Consider the following 18,459-nt stretch of genomic DNA (forward strand, 5'->3'; position numbering starts at 1 on the left):
GTTGTTCTTGAAGCGATCCATTTTCCAAAATTCGTCATCCCAGCGAAAGCTGGGATCTCAAGCGGCATCGCGTCACCGCCAGAGACCAACATCGGGTCGGATCGTCCCCCGGACGATCCTTGAGCATGCGGGGCATGCTCAACCCGATGTTCTTTCGCTGGGGTGACGGGAGTGTTGGTCGATCGCCGGCGGCCCAGCGCTTGGCCTGGTGGGATACGCGATACCGTAGCGGCCCGCCATCGGGCGTCGTGGCGCGAGCGATCGGGCGGACGATGCAGACGAATTCGGTGTCGATCGTGTCGGGCCCGGCGCTGACGACGGCATAGCCATGCCCGGCCATGTCGACGAATTCGAGATGTGGCGCGACGTCGGGATTGGTCACCGCGCGTGCCTTGGCGATATCGCCGCTGGCCGCATATTCCAGCGCGCTGCGGACGCCGCGCTTGATCGTCAGATTGATCGTGTGCTCGGGCGCGGCAGCCGTCGTCTTGCGCACGTACAGCGGTAGCACGGGGGAATCCTTGAAAAATTCGGCGGCTTCGCCCAGCCCCGGCGCGGAAATCGACCCGGTGATGAAGCTGATCCCTACCGGCGCGAACCCGACGGGCGGCAAGGCCGGCGCGGCATAGCCGGCCCAGAAACTGTGGCGGTCGCCCGAGACGGTGACGAACCCTGACACCTTGTGGTCGCGGACGGTGTCGTAGATTTCCGCGCGCTCGGCGAACGCGCCGCTGAAATCGCCGCTGCCGAACGTCCCGAAGCCCTTGCCCGGCCACGGCGCCTTGATCAATCCGGCGGGCAGGTTCTGCGGATCGGTCCGCATGTCGAGCGTGCCGTTGGTCGCGCCCCAGATCTTCCAGGTCGCGGTCGACCGGGTCAGCCGGTCCTTGAGCCACGCTTTCTGCTCGCGGCCAAGCACGGTGAAAGCGGGCTCATCCTTGCGGAAATTGGGAATACTCTTGTCGCCGATCGCGATGGTCGCGGGCGGCTTGCCGCCGGCATAGTCCTTTCCGCCGTCGACGATCTCCATCCACTCTTGCGGGAGGACTGGATATTCTCCGGAGTCGAGCGCCGCCGCTTCAGGCCGGTCGGTCGGGTCCGCCGCTTTGTAGCTGTGAAAGTCGGTCAGGATGAGATCGACGTTGCGGCCGTAGCGCAACGCGCGATAGGCGGTCATGCTGCCGACCGCGATGCGATTGTTGGGCTCGGTGCCGAAGCCGTGATCGTCGAACGTCTCGATCGCCGCCTTCGCCACCGCGGGCGGCCCGAACCGGTCGAGCCCGGCGCCCGACGCCTTGCGGACGCGCGACGGGATATATTCCCACCACGCCTGGTTGGCGGCGACGCGCAGCGGCTGTGCGGGTTCAACCTTGCCGCCATATTTGATGAAGCTCTGCCAGCCCTGCCACGAGAATTCGTGATTGTCGCCGATGCACACGAACGGGAAATACGCGCGGGCGTCCTGGATGTCGGGATCGTCGATATGCGCGCGATAGACGTGGCGATAGCCGGCGAGATTGGTCGGCACATGGAAATTGGATACTTTGCGCGCGTCCGGGATACGCCCGAGATCGTAGACGGTGCGCGAATAACGGTGCGGCACCTCGTCGGGATATTCGACGACCTCGTAGATGAAGTCACCCAGATGGAGCACGAAGCCGAGCTTGCGGTCGGCCGGTGCGCGCTCGTCCTCCCAGATCATCCGGCGAAAGGCGTTCTGCGCGCCTTCGTTGACGCTCTGGCACGACACGAACGCGAAGCGCACCGTGCGTGAGTCACCCTGACGCGGCGCGGTGATTGTCCGCCCCACACGGCTGCCGGCCCCGGTCTCGTCGGTGAAGCGGTACCAATAGACTGTCGCGGGCTTCAGTCCTCCGACCAGCGCGCGACACGTCCAGTCCGATTCCGCCAGTACGGGGGCCCGCGCCGTCGCCACGACCTTCTTGAAATCAGAGTCGAGTGACACCTCGACAGTCAAATCGGCGCGCGTCTTTCCGGTAAACGGGCGCCGGGTCCACAGGATCACGCTCTGCTCGTCGGGATCGCCCGAAGCGACGCCTTGCGGATAGAGGCTGCGGTCTTCGCGCCAGGCGAGCCGTGACGCGGCGGGGGAGCCGGTCGCCCACAAGGCGGTCGCGCCCAGCGCCGCGGCGGCGGAAATGAATTCGCGTCTATCCATGCTCACTGTCCCCGCTTCTTTTGTGCCAAGCCCTTATGCCGCGCGCCGGTCGCCCATGCTTGAACGAGTGGAGCGCTGTGCTACCACACAAACACACCTGGACCCGGCCGACGGCGCAGGCAAGAGGGAAGGTGCAGGCGGCTTAGGTTGCCCTTCCCCTTTATCGCGCATCGTTGGTATCGGTGCGGTTCGAAAGGAACCGCCATGACTCCCTTCCCCGCCGACGTCTTCACCGAACCGACCGATGTCGACCCCGACACGCTCGCCAATTTGGGGCCATTGCGGCGGTTGGCGGGCGGCTGGGAAGCGCGCAAGGGCGTCGACCTCAATCCCAAGGCCGACGGGCCGGAGCGGCGCGAGTTCATCGAGCGGATCGACTTCCAACCGATCGATCCGCAGGCGAACGGCCCGCAGCTCTTCTATGGCCTGCGCTACCATATCCACATCACCACGGCCGAAGAGGACATCACCTTCCACGACCAGGTCGGCTATTGGCTGTGGGAGCCGGCCACCGGGCTGGTGATGCAGACGCTGGCGATCCCGCGCGGCCAGGTCGCGCTGGCGGCCGGTCACGCCACCGCCGATGCCGACACGATCACGGTCGATGCCGAGCGCGGCCAGACCCAATATGGCATCTGCTCGACCGCGTTCCTCGAATACGCCTTCCGCACCGATCATTATCGGATTGAGATAACGTTCAATGCCGACGGCTCGTGGAGCTATGTCACCGATACGACTCTGGCCGTGCACGGCCAGGACAAGCCGTTCGCGCATCGCGACCAGAACACGCTGGTGCGGATCAGCGATCCTGTGCCCAACCCCTGGGCGCAGATTATCGCCGCTCGGAAGGCGAAGGGTGAAGCTTCTGCTGGCAATCCCTAGGTGCTCCCCTCCCTGCTTGCAGGGAGGGGTTGGGGGTGGGTGCGCGCGTCTGCGCGCTCAAAAAGACTCATGAACCGATCGACAAAATAGCATCGGACGAGGCATCGAGCCTCGCCCGATGCTTCACCCACCCCCGTTTACGAGATTGGCAGGTAAATCATGCCCCCGGCATAATTTAGAAATGCCCGGGGGGCATTTCGACCTGCCTATCTCGTAAGCGCCCCTCCCTTACCGGGAGGGGAGATACGAAGGTGGATCCGTCCTAATTCGCCGGCGCTTTCGGTCCGTCCCTGGTAGCCTCGACCAATGAATCGCCACCCAAGGCGCGATACAGCGTGACCAGGTTGCTCGCGCGGATCAGCTGAGTGTTGATCAGCGTCTGCTGCGCCGAATAGAGCGAGCGCTGTGCGACCAGGCTGTCGAGATAGGAATCGATCCCGCCGCGGTACCGCATGTCCGACAGCTTGTAATTGTCCGCCGCGGCGTCGAGCTGGTCGCGCGTCGCGGTCAGCTGATCGGTAATCGTACCGCGCCGCGCGAGTGCGTCGGCGACTTCGCGGAAGGCGGTCTGGATGGTCTTTTCGTAGGTCGCGACCGCGGCGTCGCGCTGCGCCTTGGTGACGTCGACATTGGCCTTGCCGGCGCCGGCGCGGAAGATCGGATAGGTTGCGGCGCCGCCGGCCTGCCAGTTGAAGGCGCCGCCAGTGAACAGCGAGCCCAGCGCGTTGCTGACGAAGCCGACCAGCCCGGTCAGGCTGATCTTGGGAAACAAGGCCGCGCGCGCCGCGCCGATCTCGGCATTGGCGGCGCGCAATTGATATTCGGCCTCGACCACGTCGGGACGGCGAAGCAGGATCGACGAATCGAGCCCCGCCGGGAGTTCCGCCAGCGTCGCGCCGGCTTCATCGATCGAATTGGGCAAATTGGCCGGATCGATCGGCGCGCCGACCAGCAATTGCAGCGCGTTGACGTCCTGCGCCAGCAAGGTCGTCTGGTTGGCGACGTCGGCCCTGGCGGTGTCGAGCGTCAATTGCGCCTGGCGCAGATCGGTGCGCGGCGCGATCCCGCCGTTGAGGCGTTTTTGCGTCAGCTCGACGCTCTTCTGCGCGCTGGCCGCGGTGTCCTGCGCGATCTTGAGCAGGCTCTTGTCCGATGCATAGGCCAGCCAACCGTCGGCGATGTCGCCGATCATCGTCAGCCGCGTCGCGCGCGCCGCCGCTTCGGTCGCGAAATAGCTGTTGAGCGCGCGGTCGCTTTCCGAGCGGATGCGCCCGAACAGGTCGACCTCGAACGCGTTGATGCCGATATTGGTGTCGAAGCTCGATTTCGACCCGGTCGATCCCTGGCCGCCGCGGAAGGTTGCGCCGGCATTGGCGTCCACCTCGGGCAGCAATTCGGCGCGCTGGATGCGGAACTGCCCGCGCGCCGCGGCGATATTGGCGGCAGCGACGCGCAGGTCGCGATTGTTGGCCAGCGCCTGGGTGATCAGCGCCTGCAGCCGCGGATCGCGGAAGATGTCCTGATAGCGCACCGTCGGCAGCGCCGCTTCGCTGCTGCGCAGATAGGCGTCGCCGACCGGCCAGCTCTGCGGCACCGGCGTTGCCGGGCGGACATATTTGGGTGCGAGCGAACAGGCGGTCAGGCTCGCCATCATCGTCACGGCGGTCAGCTTGCGGATCATGCCGTCGCCTCCGGTTCGGCCGGCGGCGGGGCCGGATGCTCGTGGTGGAGGTGCTTCAGCGCATCGCGCGCCGTGCGACGGACCAGCACGAAGAACAACGGGATGTAGAACACCGCCAGGATCGTCGCGGTCAGCATGCCGCCGATCACCGCGGTGCCGATCGCGACGCGGCTGTTGGCGCCGGCACCGGTCGCGATCGCCAGCGGCAGCACGCCGAAGATGAACGCGAAGCTGGTCATCAGGATCGGGCGGAGACGGATGCGCGCGGCTTCCAGCGCGGCCTCGATCACGCGCTTGCCCGATTTCTCCGCCTGTTCGGCGAATTCGATCATCAGGATCGCGTTCTTGGCCGCCAAGCCCATGGTCGTCAGCAGGCCGATCTGCAGATAGACGTCGTTCTGCAGCCCACGCAGCGTCACCGCGAACACCGACCCGACCAGACCGAGCGGAATGATCAGCAGCACCGCGATCGGGATCGTCCAGCTCTCGTACAGCGCGGCCAGGCACAGGAACACGACCAACAACGACAGGCCGTAGAGGATCGGCGCCTGGCCCGAGGACAGACGCTCCTGATACGACGCGCCGCTCCACTCGATCGAGGTACCCGGGATCTTGGCGGCCATTTCCTCGATCCGCTTCATCGCATCGCCCGAGCTCTTGCCCGGCGCCGACTGGCCGGAGATTTCGTACGAGGAAATGCCGTTGAAGCGGCTCAACGAAGTCGGCGCGTTCGACCAGGAGATGGTTGCGAAAGAGGAGAAGGGGACCATCTGCCCGTTTGTCCCGCGGACATACCATTTGGCGATATCCTCGGGCGACGAGCGGTACGGCGCATCACCCTGGACATAGACGCGTTTGACGCGGCCGCGGTCGTTGAAGTCGTTGACATAGCTGCCGCCCCAGGCGGTCGAAAGGGTCGCATTGACACTGGCCTGGGTCAGCCCGAGCACCGACAGTTTCTGGGCGTCGGTGTCGACCTTGAGCGTGGGCTGGTCGGGCAAGTCGCTCGGGCGCACCGCAGCGAGTGTCGGATCGGCGCGGGCATCGGCCAGCAACTTGTCGCGCGCCGCCCGGAACTGGTCACGAGTCAGGCCGCCGCTATTCTCCAGCTCGACGGTGAAGCCCGACGATTGGCCGAGGCCGCGCACAGCCGCCGGCACGGTCGCGTAGAATTCGACGTCACGTAAGGCACCCAGCGCCTTGGTCGCGCGGTTGGTGATCGCATCGGCGCCGTTCTCGCTGCCCTTGCGCTCGCTCCAATCCTTGAGCGCGACGAAGCCGCGGCCGGCGTTCTGCCCGCCACCGCCGCCGCCGCCACCACCGGCACCCGCGACGCTCAAGATGGCAGCGGTATTCTTCCCTTCGGTCTTGAGGAAATAATCCTCGATCGTCTTCTGCGCGGCCTGGGTGCGGTTGATCGTCGCGCCGGCGGGCAGGTTGAACTGAATCTGTGCGAAGCCCTGGTCCTCGGTCGGCAGGAAGCCGGTCGGCAGTCGCACGAACAGGATCACCAGGATCGCGATGACGCAGGCATAGATCGCCAGGAACAGCCATTTGCGGTCGACCACCCTGGCCACGCGGGCGGTGTACCAATTCACCATCCGCTCAAAATTGGTGTTGAACCAGACGCGCGCTTTTTCGGTGTGGCGATAGACCCAGCCGTCGTGGCGCTCCTCTTCCTTACGCTTGAGCAAGGTCGTGGTCAGCGCCGGCGTCAGGATCAGCGCGACGACCACCGACAGCACCATCGCCGACACGATCGTGAGCGAGAATTGGCGATAGATCACCCCGGTCGATCCGCCGAAGAACGCCATCGGCAGGAACACCGCCGACAGGACCAACGCGATCGCGACCAGCGCGATCTGGATCTCGCTCATCGACTGGATGGTGGCGTCGCGGGGAGACATCCCCGGATTCTCCTCCATCACGCGCTCGACATTCTCGACCACGACGATGGCGTCGTCGACCAGCAGGCCGATCGCGAGGACCAGGCCGAACAGGGTCAGCGTGTTGATCGAGAAGCCGGCGATGGCGAACACGCCGAACGTGCCGAGCAACACGACCGGCACGGCGATCGTCGGGATCAGGGTCGCGCGCCAACTCTGCAGGAAGACGAACATGACGATGACGACCAGCACGATCGCCTCGAACAACGTCTTCACCACGTCGTTGATCGACAGCTTGATGAAGGTCGTCGAATCGTTGGGGAAATCGTAGGCAAAGCCCTGCGGGAAGTTCTTCGACTGGTTCTCGATCTCTTTCTTGACCAGCTCGGCGGTGGTCAGGGCGTCGGCGCCCGGCGCCAGGCTGACCGCGATGCCGGCGCCGGGATGGCCGTTGACGCGGCTGATCGACGCATAGCTTTCCGCGCCGAGTTCGATCCGTGCGACATCGGCCAGCCGCACGGTCGATCCGTCGGGCTGGGTCTTGACGACGATGTTGGCGAATTGCGCGGGCGTCGACAGGCGCGACTGCGCGGTGACGGTCGCGTCGAGCATCTGGTCGGGGCCGCTCGGCACCGCGCCGACCTCGCCCGCCGCGACTTCGGCATTCTGCGCAGTGATTGCGGTGGTGATGTCGGCGGGGACCAGGCTGTAGCTTTGCAGTTTGTCGGGGTTGAGCCAGATGCGCATGCCATATTGCGCGCCGAACACGTTGGTGTCGCCGACGCCCGGGATGCGCCCGATCGAGTCCTGCAGATTCGACACCAGATAGTCGGAGACGTCGATATTCGTCTTCTGGTCGGTGGTGTCGTAGATCGCCGCGATCAGCAGGAAGTCGGGGTTGGACTTGGTCACCGTCAGGCCCTGTTGTTGGACCTGCTGGGGCAAGCGGCTCAGCGCCTGCTGCACCTTGTTCTGGACCTGGACCTGCGCGATGTCGGGGTTGGTGCCCTTCTGGAAGGTCGCGCTGATCGTCACCTGGCCTCGCGACGACGAATTCGAGCTGAAATAGAGCAGCCCGTCGATCCCCGTCAGCTGCTGTTCGATCACCTGGGTGACGCTGTTTTCCAGCGTGACCGCCGACGCGCCCGGATAGGTCGCGCGGATATTGACCTGCGGCGGCGCCACGTCGGGGAATTGCTCGACCGGCAGCGTGAAGATGCTGCCCAGCCCGACCAGCATGATGATGATCGCGATGACCCAGGCGAAGATCGGCCGGTCGATGAAGATGCGCGACATGGGCTCAGCCGCCCTTGCCGGTGCGCTTGCCCCCTTGCGGCGCCCCGATCTTCTGCGGCGAGCCGGCGGGTACCGCCTTGACCGGCTGGTTAGGTTTCAGCTTGCCGATCCCCTCGGTGATCACCTTGTCGCCCTGTTTCAGGCCGCCGGTCACCACCCAATTGATACCGACGGTACGCGACGTCGTCACAGTACGCGGGATCGCTTTATTGTCGGCGCTCAGCACATAGACTTGAGCGTTGCCCTGGGGATCGCGCGTCACCGCGGTCTGCGGGATCAGGAACGCATTGGGGTCGCTCGCCTGGGCGAAGTTGGCGCGGACGAACATGCCGGGCAGCAACAGTCCCTGCGGATTGGGGAAGCGCGCGCGCAAATTCACCGTACCGGTCGTCGGATCGACCGTGACTTCGGAGAATTCGACGCTGCCGACATAGCCGTAATCGCTGCCATCCTCGAGCTTCAGATGGACTTCGGCCTTGGTCGGCACCGCCCCACCGCCGGCGAGCGCGCGGCGCAGGCGCAATAGGTCGGCGGAGCTTTGCTGGATATCGACATAGATCGGGTCGAGCGCCGAGATCACCGCCAGCGGATCGGTCTGGTTGTTGGCGACCAAGGCGCCTTCGGTGAACAGCGATCGGCCGATTTTGCCGCTGATCGGCGCGGGCACGGTGGTGAAACGCAGGTTGATCTTCGCGGTGTCCAGCGCGGCGCGGTTCTGGGCGACCGCGGCGCTGGCCTGGCGCGCCGCGGCGGCGGCGTCGGTGTAATCCTGCGCCGCGACTGCTTGCTCCTTGGCCAAGGGGGCGTAGCGATCGGCCTTGATCTTGGCTGCCTCGGCGCTCGCCTGCGCGCTGGCTAGATTGGCGGCGGCCTGGTTGGTCGCCGCGCGATAGAGGCTGGGGTCGATCTGATAGAGCGGTTGGCCCTTCCTGACGAACGACCCTTCGGTGAAGAAGCGCTTGCGAATGATGCCCGATACCTGCGGCCGGACCTCGGACGTTTGATAGGCATTGGTCCGCGCGGCGAGTTCGGTCACCATCGGGACGCTGGCCGGCTGGATGACGATATAGCCGACCTCGGGCGTGCCTTGCTGGCCGCGCCGGCCACCCTTCGCTTCATTGTCGCGCGCGCCGCACGCGGTCAGCGCGAACAAGCCGATCGATAGGGCGGCAAGGGCGGACCGCGCCACCCGACGATGGGGAAGTAAAGGCATGGGCGGCTGATGGTTTCCCGATCGGTGCGTGTCAAACACCGCTTTGTCGCAAATTTTATCAGTCGCGAACCCGCAACACGCTATTTCGTTGCGATCAGGATCCGCGTTTGCGCGGTCTTCGCGCCCGACAATTGCACAATATAGGTGCCCGGTTGCAGCGCGAAGTCGACGATCTTGCGGATCCCCGAACAGGGCGCGCCTTCCATATGCGCGACCGAAGTCAACGACTTGCCGTCGCGCACCAGGTCAATCCACGCGCCATTCTGCAACGCCACACGATAGGTGCCCGCGGTCGCCACGGTGACGTGATAGACCCCACCGAACGTGCCCGCGGCGGGCTTGCGTTCGAGCGGCAGCGGGAAGGTGACGCTGTCGATCGGTTCGAGCGTCAGCGCGATATTCTTGCCCGGTGCGATCACATCGCCGGTCATGCCGGGCGCCACGCTCCATGCTTCGAGTCCCGCCGGCGGCGCGATGGTGGCGGTGCAGACGGGCGCGGCGGTGGCGGGTGCCGCCTGCAGCAACAGGACGGCGAACAGGCTGGCTATCATCGCGCGACTCCAGATCGTGGAGCGAGTTGCCCTAGATCGCTGCCGAATAGCGCGCAAACAAATCGGCGATCGACGTATCGAAATGCGTGTTCATTTCGGCCACTGCGGCGGCGGTGTCGCGGTTGGCGATCGCTTCCGCCAGACGGTGATGCTGGTCGAGCACCATCACCCGCTGCTCGGCGGTGGTGCGGGTGTGCCAGGCGGTGGGCACGGCGATGGTCATCAGCGATTCGAACGAACGGATGATGTTGTAGAGCAGCACGTTGCCGCTCGCTTTGGCGATCGCCTGGTGGAAGGCGATGTCGTGGCGAGTCAGTTCGTCGAGGTCATCGCCATGCGCCGCCATCGCCTGGGCATGGCCGATGATCGCGCGCGCTTCCCCGTCGCTGCGCCGGATCGCGGCGAGTTCTGCGGTGCGCAATTCCAGCGTGCGGCGGACATCCCAGATCTCGTTGACGGTGACTTGCGCGGTGGCGACGGCATGGTCGAGCAAGGTCGACAACACCCACCCGTCGATCGCCGCGACGCGGGCCTTGCGGCCATTGCCGACATCGATCTGGTGTAAGGCGGCCAGGGTCGAAAAGGCTTCGCGCATCACCGCGCGGCCGACGCCCAATTGCTCCGCGAACGCGCCCTCTCCGGGCAACGTGTCGCCGACCTTCAGGTCGTTGTCGCGGATATGGTCGCGCACGCAGCGGACCGCGCGATCGACCAGAGACCCGCCTTCGATGGCGCGTACCCTCTCGCTCATGCGGCAAGACGATGCGCATGATGACGCCTCGGCGCAACCCCGTGGCGGCACGGAGACCCTCGAAAAGCCGATGACGATCAACAAGGCGGACAGCGGCAACGGCCCGTGCGCGCTGGCGAGGTTGCGCGGGGACTGGCGCCATCAGGCGAGCGCCTGCTTGGGCGCCGCGAGACGCGCCGCTATAGGATGCCTCGCGCGCTCGGGGCGCAAAAGGGAAATAGATGACGCGATCCAGAGGTCTCGGCGCCATTCTTGCTATCATAGGCAGCGCGTTCCTCGCGGGATGCGCGACGCCGATGAGTGCGCCGCGATCGGCGGTCGTCCTGCCGCCACCGCCGGTCCATGCCAATGGTCAGGTGCTGTGGGGCATCGTCAACGGCAAATGCGTCCCCGATCAGCAGGCGAGCGGCAAGCCCGATCCCTGTACCGAGGTGTCGATCGGTAGCGGCGTCGACACAGGCTATGTCGTGCTCAAGGACCGCGTCGGCGTCAGCCAGTATCTGGTCATGCCGACGCGGCTGATCACCGGGATCGAGGACGCGCAATTGCTCGCGCCCGGCGCGACCAATTATTTCGATCCCGCCTGGCGCGTGCGCCGGCTGGTCGACCAGCGGCTCGGCACGACGTTGACTCGCGACGATGTCGGGATCGCGGTCAACTCGATCTACGGGCGGTCGCAGGACCTGCTCCACCTGCACGTCGATTGTCTGCGCATCGATGTCCGCGACGATCTCCACCGGCGCCTCACGACGCTTGGCCGAGGCTGGTCGGCACCGATCACGCTCGCCGGCCATGGCTATTACGCGTTGCGCATCGATGGCGACGACAGCGTGCCGACCGAGCCGTTCACCGCCTTGGCCAAGGGATTGAAGGTGCCGCCAGCCGAGATGGGCGCCTGGACGCTGGTGCTGGCGGGCGCGACCTTCTCCGATGGGCCGGGATTCGTGCTGCTTGCGGCGCGCGCCGACCCGGCGGCGGATTATGACGGGTCAGGCGAGGATCTGCAGGATCACCAGTGCGTCGGGCACGGCGCCGGAGGCTGACCCTGCGCTCGCGTTGACCGCTCGTGGCTATTATGGCACGCATAGTGCCAATAAATAGAGCGAGGGGAAGGTGCCGTGGAAGTGCTGAGAACGCCGGGCGAGCGCTTCATCGATCTGGCCGATTATCCGTTCGCGTCGCATTACCTCATGGTGACCGATGCCGACGGCACCGAGCTGCGCATCCATTATGTCGATGAGGGCCCGCGCGACGCCGCGCCGATCCTGCTGATGCACGGCGAGCCGAGCTGGTCGTATCTCTACCGCAAGTTCGTCCCCGATCTGGTCGCGCGCGGACATCGCGTGATCGCGCCCGACCTGATCGGCTTCGGCAAGTCGGACAAACCGGCGGCACGGACCGACTATACCTATGAGCGTCACGTCGCCTGGACGAGCGATTGGCTCACCGCACTCGACCTGACCGACATCACCCTGTTCTGCCAGGATTGGGGCGGGCTGATCGGGCTGCGGCTGGTCGCGGCCTTTCCCGATCGTTTCGCGCGGCTGGTCGTGTCGAACACCGGTCTGCCGGTCGGGACGGGATCGTCCGAGGGGTTCGACGCCTGGCTCGCGTTCAGCCAGAACGTGCCGCAATTTCCGGTCGGCTTCATCGTCAACGGCGGGACCACACGCGACCTCACCGCCGCCGAGATCGCGGCCTATGACGCGCCATTCCCCGACGAAAGCTACAAGGAAGGTGCGCGCCAGTTTCCGGTTTTGGTGCCGATCACGCCCGATCACGCTTCGGTTGCGGAGAACCGCGCTGCTTGGGCCGTGCTCGAGCGGTTCGAGCGGCCGGTGTTGACCGCATTCGGCGACAAGGATGCCGTGACCAAAGGCGGGGAACGCGCCTTCATCGAGCGCGTGCCCGGCGCGCGCGGTCAGCCGCACCAGATCATCGCCGGGGGCGGTCACTTCATCCAGGAGGATGCGCCCGCGGAATTGTGCGCCCTGATCGACGATCTCATCCGCGTCGATACGGGCGTCGCGGCGTGAAGGTCGTCAACGAGCTGTTCCCGCCTGCGGAAATTTAACCGATCGGCAGCCGCGTGAACTCCACCCCGCGCAATCCGGGGAGCAGGCTGAACATCATCCCGTCTTCGCCGACCAGGATCGGCCCGTCATAGAGAAGCCGCGCGTCGCCCAGGAACGCCGGATACATCATCCGCGATGGTAGTTGCGGGATGACGTGACTGAACACCACGAAGCGCACCCCCGCCGCTTGCGCCTCGCGCGCGACCGCTTCAGGCGAGGCGTGATAGCTCAAGATGTCGCGTGTGATCTGCGCGGTGCCCTTGATCCCACGCCGGGTCAGCGCCGCGGTCGTGAGCTTGACGAGCTCGGGCTGCAGTCCTTCATGGACCAGCAGATCGGCGCCGCGCGCTGCCGCGACCAACGCCGTGCTCGTGGTGGTATCGCCGCTCACCACCACCGACCGGCCTTTATAGTCGAAGCGATAGCCGATCGCCGGATCGACCGGCCCGTGATCGACGCGGAAGGCGGAGACGCGCAGGCCGTCGCGCTCGAACACGACCACGCTGTCGTTCGATCCGCGCGGCGGGATGGCGAAGGGCCGGGCGACCCCGCCGGCGCCCGACGGCGGCGCGATCGCCGGGCCGTGATGCGCGGTGCGATAGCCCGAATCGAGCGCATAAGCGGTGTCGAACCCGGCGACCACGCGCTCGATGCCGGGCGGCCCATAGATCGGCAGCGGGCTGGTCGCGGCGTTGCCGGTCCAGCGCAGCAGCATCATCGGTCCCAGGCCGTCGATATGGTCCGAATGGAAATGCGTCAGGAAGACGCCGTCGATCCGCCCGTTGGGGATGCCCATCAGAGCGACGTTGCGCGCGCCGCCTTCGCCCGAATCGACCACGAAGATGTGCTTGCCCGCAATGATCACCGTGCAGGCGCCGGCACGCGTCGGGTCGGGCAGCGGGGATCCGGTCCCGCACAAGCCGACATGCAGCCCATCGCTCAGCGCGGCCGTCCGGTCCAGCCCGGCGCGCTCGTCGAGCGCCGCGCCCAGCATCATCGCGCCCGCTTGCCGCTGGAACGATGCCATGCCGATGACTGCCGCCAAAGCCACCGCGATTGCGGCGACGATCCGTTTCCGCATCCCCTTCTCCCTATGCCGGAAGGATGCGCGCATCTTTTGGCATTATCAATGCCGAAACATTGCGCTGCACGTTGCGGGTGTTACAATGCGCAAAACAGGGGAGGGGTCGGATGCGCACTATCGTTCGCGTTGTCGTGGGTCTGGTCGGGCTGTTCAACATCGTGCTGGGGCTCGGCTTCCTGCTCGACCCGGCGCAAGCGGGATTGCGCTTTTTCCTGACCTCGTTGGGGACGCAGGGAATGGCGACGATGCGCGCCGATTTCACCGCCTTCTTCGTCACCGGCGGCGTCTTCGCGCTGGTCGCTGCGTGGCGGGCATGGCGCTCGCCGCTGCTCGTCCCGCTGTCCTTGTTGTCGATCGCCATCGTCGGCCGCATGATCAGCCTGGTCGCCGACGGGGCGCCGACGATCGCGTTCACGCCGATGGCGGCTGAAGCGATCATGATTGCACTGCTGGCCTGGGGCTGGCGCACGTTCGACGCGGAGCCGCGGCAATGAAGACATGGGCCAAGTGGACGCTCGGCACGGTCGGCGTGATCGGCTTGGCGGGGTTCGCTGCCAAGGATTACGTCTTTCTCCATTTGCCGGGATGGATCGCGCCGCGCGTCGCCGACAACCGTCCGGTCAAATGGCAGCCCGGTCCCGCGACCGCCGCGGTGCCGGCGGACAAACGGCCGCCCAATATCGTGCTGATCGTGGCCGACGATCTCGGCTATAACGATATCAGCTTCAATGGCGGCGGGGTCGCCGGGGGCTTGCTCAAGACGCCCAATATCGATGCCCTGGGCCGCGGCGGCGTGAGCTTCGCCGATGGCTATGCCGGCAATGCGACCTGCGCGCCCAGCCGCGCGGCGCTGATGACCGGGCGCTATCCCACGCGCTTCGGCTACGAATTCACGCCCGCGGAAGTTCACCCGCCGGCCTGGTTCCCCTCCGGCCTGATCCGCACCGACGCCGCGTTTTCGCGCAATATCGCCAACTTCAAGACCGATTGGGAACACAAGACGATCTTCGACGAGGATGCCGCGCGCGCGCCGGCGACCACCGCCGACAAGGGCGTGCCGGGCAGCGAGATCACCATCGCCGAATTGCTCCGGACACGCGGCTATCACACCATGCATCTCGGCAAATGGCATCTCGGCGACGGCAAGGGCATGCGGCCCGAGGAACAGGGATTCGACGAAAGCCTGGGCTTCATGATCGGCGGGCAGATGTATTTGCCCGAGAACAGCCCCGACATCGAAAACTCGAAACAGGATTTCGACCCGATCGACAAATTCCTTTGGGCCAACCTTCCGTTCAGCGTCCAGTACAATGGCAGCGAGCGATTCCGGCCGGCGCGCTACATGACCGACTATCTGACCGATCAGGCGGTCGCGGCGATCGGCGCCAACCGCAACCGGCCGTTCTTCCTCTATCTGGCGTATAACGCGCCGCACACGCCGCTTCAGGCGCTCAAGGCCGATTACGACGCGCTGCCGCAGATCGCCGATCACCGTTTGAGGGTGTATGCCGCGATGATCCGCGCGCTCGACCGCGGCGTCGGGCGGGTGATGGCGACGCTCAAGGCGCAGGGGCTCGACCAGAATACGTTGGTCATCTTCACCAGCGACAATGGCGGCGCGCATTATATCGGGCTGCCCGACATCAATCGTCCCTATCGCGGCTGGAAAGCGACCTTCTTCGAAGGCGGCGTCAAGGTGCCGTTCTTCATGCGCTGGCCGGCGAAAATCCGTCCGGGCACCAGTATTGCGGGGCCGGTCAGCCATTTCGATATCTTCTCGACCGCCGGCGACGTCGCGGGCGCGGCGCTCCCCAAGGACCGCGTGATCGACGGCGTCGACCTGATGCCGTTCGTCGAGGGCAAGCGCACCGGTGCGCCGCACAACACGTTGTTCTGGCGCAGCGGGCCGTATCGCGTGGTGCGCGACGGCGACTGGAAGTTGCAACTGCTCGATTTGCCGCATGTCGCGTTGCTCTACGACATGAAGACCGACCCGACCGAGCGGCGCGACGTCGCCTCGCTCCATCCCGACGTGGTGGCGCGGCTCAAGGGGCTGATCGCGCTGCATGATCGCGACAGCGTAAAGCCGGCCTGGCCCTCGCTGATCCGCACGCCGATCGCGATCGATCGGCCGCTTGGTACCAGGCCGCGCGCCGGCGAAACCTATATTTACTGGTCCAACTGATGAACCCACCCGACGTCATGGCGCCGGACGGCCGCCGCCGCCGCTCCCAGAACAGCCGCAACGCTATCGTCGCGGCGATGCTCGAGCTGGTCGCCGAGGGGCGGATCACGCCGAGCGCCGAGGAGGTGGCGTCGCGCGCCAAAGTCGGCCTGCGCACGGTGTTCCGGCACTTCACCGACATGGAAAGCCTCTACGCCGCGATGACCGGGCGGCTGGCCGAACATTATGAGATGTGGCTGATCCCGTTCGATTCGACGGAGTGGCAAGGCCAGCTGATCGAGGCGATCGAGCGACGGACGGCGACCTACGAACGCCTGTTGCCGTTCAAGCGCGCGGGCGACGCGCATCGCCACATGTCGCCGGCGATCCAGGCCGAACATGCCCGCATGCTGGGGATGATGCGGCAGCGGCTGCGCTCGTTTCTGCCGCGCGCGATCACCGAGGACGAGGTGCGGTTCGAGACGATCGACCTGATGTTGAGCTTTGAGGCGTGGCAGCGGCTGCGCGACGAGCAGGGTCTGTCGATCGACCTGGCGCGCCGGATCGTCCTGCGCGAAGTGCTGCGGCTGGCCGGCGCGGAGGGCTCCGGCCCGGCGGCGTGACGCGCGCGAGTCTTTAGGTTGGGTCGTGTTCGTCATCCCCGCTTTCGCGGGGATGACGAGTTTGGGGAATGGATCGGTTCAACAACAGCGGCCAGCTTGGGCTCCCGGCCTAGCCCTCGCCGTCCAGCGCGCGCTGCATGTATATTGTATCCAATATCCGACCGAACTTGCGGCCGACGCCGATCATCCTGCCGGCATGGACGAAGCCGCATTTGGCGTGCAGCGCGACCGAGGCGGGCTCGCTGCCGCCGATGACCGCGATCATCTGGCGAAATCCCGCCCGGTGCGCCGCCGCCACCAGCGCGGCCAGCAAGCGCGATCCGATCCCCCGGCCGAGCTGGTCGGGCGCGAGATAGATGCTGTTCTCGCAAGTCTCGGCATAAGCCGGGCGGTCGCGGAATTGGGTGGCATAGGCATAGCCGACCACGGCGCCGTCCCGCTCGGCGACCACGAACGGCCATCCGCGCGCGGTGATCGACGCGATCTTCTCGCGCCATGCCGCGACCTCAGGGGGCTCGGTATCGAACGTCGCGGTGCCGTGCAGCACATGATGCGCATAGATCGCCGCGATCGACGCGGCGTCGTCGGGCCGAATGGGACGGATGCAAAGCTCGGTCATGGCCGCAACCTCGCAAGCCATCGCGACCGACGCAACCGGGTGGCGCCGCGCTTTTCGAATTTTTGCGATCATCGCCCTGCCGAAGAATAAGCTCTCAACACCGTATTCTGCTGGATGCGATTCCGTATCGCTGCGATACATGCCTCGGATGCGATGAACTGCTTGCCTGGCGTATTGAGTTCCGATCCGGACCTACCTAAGCAATTACTCTGACGTATTATCAGGGGGTTGTGGTGAAATTGGTATTTCCTTTCCAAGGTATATCTCTCAACCATTTGATCCGCTTAGATTTTTTACCAGATTTCCGGCGACTGATTTCGCAGCCGAATTCGGTAGCATAATGCGCATCATCCTTATCGAAGGGGATGCGCGATCTCGTGCGGTGCTGCACGAGTGCCTGCAGCGTGAGGGATTCGACGTCGAAGCGATCGCATCGCCGCTGGAATTCTATCGCTCCATGGCAACGAGCGGCTGCGATATCGCCGTCGTCGACGCCGATCTTGCCGAAGGGGCAGGGCTGGATATTCTGTCCTGGCTGCGCGGGATGGGAAATATCGGCATCATCGCCCTGAGCACCGGAAACGAGGCGCGCAATCGCATCGCGTGCTTCGAGAGCGGGGCGGACCTCCATTTCACTAAGCCGGTCGATGGCGAAGAGCTGATCCACGGCTTGCGCAACCTGCTCCGCCGCCTCGCCCTTAACGGGGTCGCGCGTGCGGCACCCGCCGCGTCGTCCGATTGGTTCTTCGATACCAACCACTGGAGGCTGCAGGCGCCGAACGGGCCGTCGGTGAAGCTCAGCGCGGTCGAAGCGAAATTCGTCCGGCGCCTGCTGAGCCAGACGGGAACGGTCGTCTCGCGCGCGGAATTGCGTGCTGAACTCGGTTATGCGGACGATGCGGTCGGGGACAAGAATCTCGACGCCGTGATCCGCCGATTGCGGCGCAAGATCGAAGGCGCCACCGGCTCCCCCGCGCCGATCCAGACGGTGCACGGGCAAGGCTATCTCTTCTCGGCCCAACTCCGATTGGACAGGCGCCGCGCGCTCGAGCGTTAGCCTGGGCTGCGAATAGCACGCGACCGCGGCCACTTTGGAGCGAACTGTCGGAGCGAGCTGTCGTAGTCGGGCATCACATTTAGCCGTCATGCCGGGCTTGTCCCGGCATCCACCGTGCAGGTTGGCGCATAGCAAGAGCTTCTTTTCCCGGGCTTGCCGCCTGGTGGCGTTCGAGCGAGATCGTGTCCCCCGGACACGATCTTGGCTTGCCGGGGGCAAGCCAAAGCTCGAACGGGCACAAGGCCGGCATGACGAAAAAGCGGATCGCGCACGACTCCAGACTTTGCATTTCCGCCGACTCGCTTGCCGCGCCGGCCGCGAACATGTCCCCGAACGACAATTGAAACAGTTTCGTTACAACTGTTTACAATCGAAAGTCAGTCGGAATTAGTATCATT

General features: G+C 65.4%; 15 protein-coding genes. 7 read left to right on the forward strand and 8 right to left on the reverse strand.

Annotated features, from left to right (window positions below; all coding sequences use genetic code 11):
• Positions 1-34: 34 nt before the first annotated feature.
• Positions 35-2,179: an alkaline phosphatase D family protein gene (locus tag AC1DSD_RS01130; RefSeq protein ID WP_478027782.1), complete on the reverse strand. Its 2,145-nt coding sequence runs from the start codon at positions 2,177-2,179 to the stop codon at positions 35-37.
• 204 nt (positions 2,180-2,383) lie between these two features.
• Here AC1DSD_RS01130 and AC1DSD_RS01135 point away from each other — a divergent pair, with 204 nt between their 5' ends.
• Positions 2,384-3,061, forward strand: a complete 678-nt coding sequence (locus tag AC1DSD_RS01135; RefSeq protein ID WP_478027784.1) for an FABP family protein — start codon at positions 2,384-2,386, stop codon at positions 3,059-3,061.
• A 262-nt stretch (positions 3,062-3,323) separates the two neighbouring features.
• On the opposite strand, the gene AC1DSD_RS01140 is transcribed toward AC1DSD_RS01135, so the two are convergent.
• The 5 genes from AC1DSD_RS01140 to AC1DSD_RS01160 form a co-directional block, all read right to left on the reverse strand.
• Complete coding sequence (locus AC1DSD_RS01140; protein ID WP_478027786.1) at positions 3,324-4,742, reverse strand: efflux transporter outer membrane subunit; 1,419 nt, start codon at positions 4,740-4,742, stop codon at positions 3,324-3,326.
• On the reverse strand, positions 4,739-7,924 hold the full coding sequence (locus AC1DSD_RS01145; protein WP_478027788.1) for an efflux RND transporter permease subunit: 3,186 nt from the start codon (positions 7,922-7,924) through the stop codon (positions 4,739-4,741). The genes AC1DSD_RS01140 and AC1DSD_RS01145 overlap by 4 nt, the downstream gene beginning before the upstream one ends.
• Positions 7,925-7,928: 4 nt before the next feature.
• Positions 7,929-9,137: an efflux RND transporter periplasmic adaptor subunit gene (locus AC1DSD_RS01150; RefSeq protein WP_478027789.1), complete on the reverse strand. Its 1,209-nt coding sequence runs from the start codon at positions 9,135-9,137 to the stop codon at positions 7,929-7,931.
• Positions 9,138-9,217: 80 nt separating this feature from the next.
• Positions 9,218-9,688: a hypothetical protein gene (locus AC1DSD_RS01155; protein ID WP_478027791.1), complete on the reverse strand. Its 471-nt coding sequence runs from the start codon at positions 9,686-9,688 to the stop codon at positions 9,218-9,220.
• A 31-nt stretch (positions 9,689-9,719) separates the two neighbouring features.
• Positions 9,720-10,439: a FadR/GntR family transcriptional regulator gene (locus AC1DSD_RS01160; protein WP_478027793.1), complete on the reverse strand. Its 720-nt coding sequence runs from the start codon at positions 10,437-10,439 to the stop codon at positions 9,720-9,722.
• Between the two features lie 221 nt (positions 10,440-10,660).
• On the opposite strand from AC1DSD_RS01160, the gene AC1DSD_RS01165 reads away from it, so the two are divergent.
• Both AC1DSD_RS01165 and AC1DSD_RS01170 read left to right on the forward strand, forming a co-directional pair.
• Positions 10,661-11,482 (forward strand): CDP-diacylglycerol diphosphatase, encoded by an 822-nt coding sequence (locus AC1DSD_RS01165; protein ID WP_478027795.1) that lies wholly within the window; start codon positions 10,661-10,663, stop codon positions 11,480-11,482.
• Between the two features lie 75 nt (positions 11,483-11,557).
• Positions 11,558-12,475, forward strand: a complete 918-nt coding sequence (locus AC1DSD_RS01170; protein ID WP_478027797.1) for a haloalkane dehalogenase — start codon at positions 11,558-11,560, stop codon at positions 12,473-12,475.
• Positions 12,476-12,509: 34 nt separating this feature from the next.
• Here AC1DSD_RS01170 and AC1DSD_RS01175 read toward each other — a convergent pair whose 3' ends face one another.
• The gene (locus AC1DSD_RS01175) at positions 12,510-13,595 is read right to left on the reverse strand and encodes an MBL fold metallo-hydrolase (RefSeq protein ID WP_478027799.1); all 1,086 of its coding nucleotides are present in this window, start codon (positions 13,593-13,595) and stop codon (positions 12,510-12,512) included.
• A 110-nt stretch (positions 13,596-13,705) separates the two neighbouring features.
• Here AC1DSD_RS01175 and AC1DSD_RS01180 point away from each other — a divergent pair, with 110 nt between their 5' ends.
• From AC1DSD_RS01180 to AC1DSD_RS01190, 3 genes are read left to right on the forward strand one after another with little or no spacing between them, the layout of a single operon-like run.
• Entirely contained in the window at positions 13,706-14,092 is a 387-nt protein-coding gene (locus tag AC1DSD_RS01180; RefSeq protein ID WP_478027801.1) for a hypothetical protein, read from the forward strand.
• Complete coding sequence (locus tag AC1DSD_RS01185; RefSeq protein WP_478027803.1) at positions 14,089-15,783, forward strand: sulfatase-like hydrolase/transferase; 1,695 nt, start codon at positions 14,089-14,091, stop codon at positions 15,781-15,783. Before AC1DSD_RS01180 ends, AC1DSD_RS01185 begins: the two co-directional genes overlap by 4 nt.
• Positions 15,783-16,385: a TetR/AcrR family transcriptional regulator gene (locus tag AC1DSD_RS01190; RefSeq protein ID WP_478027804.1), complete on the forward strand. Its 603-nt coding sequence runs from the start codon at positions 15,783-15,785 to the stop codon at positions 16,383-16,385. The genes AC1DSD_RS01185 and AC1DSD_RS01190 overlap by 1 nt, the downstream gene beginning before the upstream one ends.
• Positions 16,386-16,494: 109 nt before the next feature.
• Here the strand turns inward: AC1DSD_RS01190 and AC1DSD_RS01195 are convergent, their stop codons facing one another.
• Positions 16,495-17,004 (reverse strand): N-acetyltransferase family protein, encoded by a 510-nt coding sequence (locus AC1DSD_RS01195; protein WP_478027806.1) that lies wholly within the window; start codon positions 17,002-17,004, stop codon positions 16,495-16,497.
• 340 nt (positions 17,005-17,344) lie between these two features.
• On the opposite strand from AC1DSD_RS01195, the gene AC1DSD_RS01200 reads away from it, so the two are divergent.
• Entirely contained in the window at positions 17,345-18,061 is a 717-nt protein-coding gene (locus AC1DSD_RS01200) for a response regulator transcription factor (RefSeq protein ID WP_478027807.1), read from the forward strand.
• The last annotated feature ends 398 nt before the right edge of the window (positions 18,062-18,459 follow it).

The organism is Sphingomonas sp. P4_D12 (assembly GCF_056401895.1).

What these genes read in the sequence shown, in the direction of transcription:
- AC1DSD_RS01190 (WP_478027804.1), top strand. Translation starts at nt 15,783, where the DNA reads ATGAACCCACCCGACGTCATGGCGCCGGACGGCCGCCGCCGCCGCTCC.
- AC1DSD_RS01195 (WP_478027806.1), bottom strand. Translation starts at nt 17,004, where the DNA reads ATGACCGAGCTTTGCATCCGTCCCATTCGGCCCGACGACGCCGCGTCG.
- AC1DSD_RS01145 (WP_478027788.1), bottom strand. Translation starts at nt 7,924, where the DNA reads ATGTCGCGCATCTTCATCGACCGGCCGATCTTCGCCTGGGTCATCGCG.
- AC1DSD_RS01180 (WP_478027801.1), top strand. Translation starts at nt 13,706, where the DNA reads ATGCGCACTATCGTTCGCGTTGTCGTGGGTCTGGTCGGGCTGTTCAAC.
- AC1DSD_RS01175 (WP_478027799.1), bottom strand. Translation starts at nt 13,595, where the DNA reads ATGCGGAAACGGATCGTCGCCGCAATCGCGGTGGCTTTGGCGGCAGTC.
- AC1DSD_RS01155 (WP_478027791.1), bottom strand. Translation starts at nt 9,688, where the DNA reads ATGATAGCCAGCCTGTTCGCCGTCCTGTTGCTGCAGGCGGCACCCGCC.
- AC1DSD_RS01200 (WP_478027807.1), top strand. Translation starts at nt 17,345, where the DNA reads ATGCGCATCATCCTTATCGAAGGGGATGCGCGATCTCGTGCGGTGCTG.
- AC1DSD_RS01140 (WP_478027786.1), bottom strand. Translation starts at nt 4,742, where the DNA reads ATGATCCGCAAGCTGACCGCCGTGACGATGATGGCGAGCCTGACCGCC.
- AC1DSD_RS01130 (WP_478027782.1), bottom strand. Translation starts at nt 2,179, where the DNA reads ATGGATAGACGCGAATTCATTTCCGCCGCCGCGGCGCTGGGCGCGACC.
- AC1DSD_RS01160 (WP_478027793.1), bottom strand. Translation starts at nt 10,439, where the DNA reads ATGAGCGAGAGGGTACGCGCCATCGAAGGCGGGTCTCTGGTCGATCGC.
- AC1DSD_RS01165 (WP_478027795.1), top strand. Translation starts at nt 10,661, where the DNA reads ATGACGCGATCCAGAGGTCTCGGCGCCATTCTTGCTATCATAGGCAGC.
- AC1DSD_RS01135 (WP_478027784.1), top strand. Translation starts at nt 2,384, where the DNA reads ATGACTCCCTTCCCCGCCGACGTCTTCACCGAACCGACCGATGTCGAC.
- AC1DSD_RS01185 (WP_478027803.1), top strand. Translation starts at nt 14,089, where the DNA reads ATGAAGACATGGGCCAAGTGGACGCTCGGCACGGTCGGCGTGATCGGC.
- AC1DSD_RS01150 (WP_478027789.1), bottom strand. Translation starts at nt 9,137, where the DNA reads ATGCCTTTACTTCCCCATCGTCGGGTGGCGCGGTCCGCCCTTGCCGCC.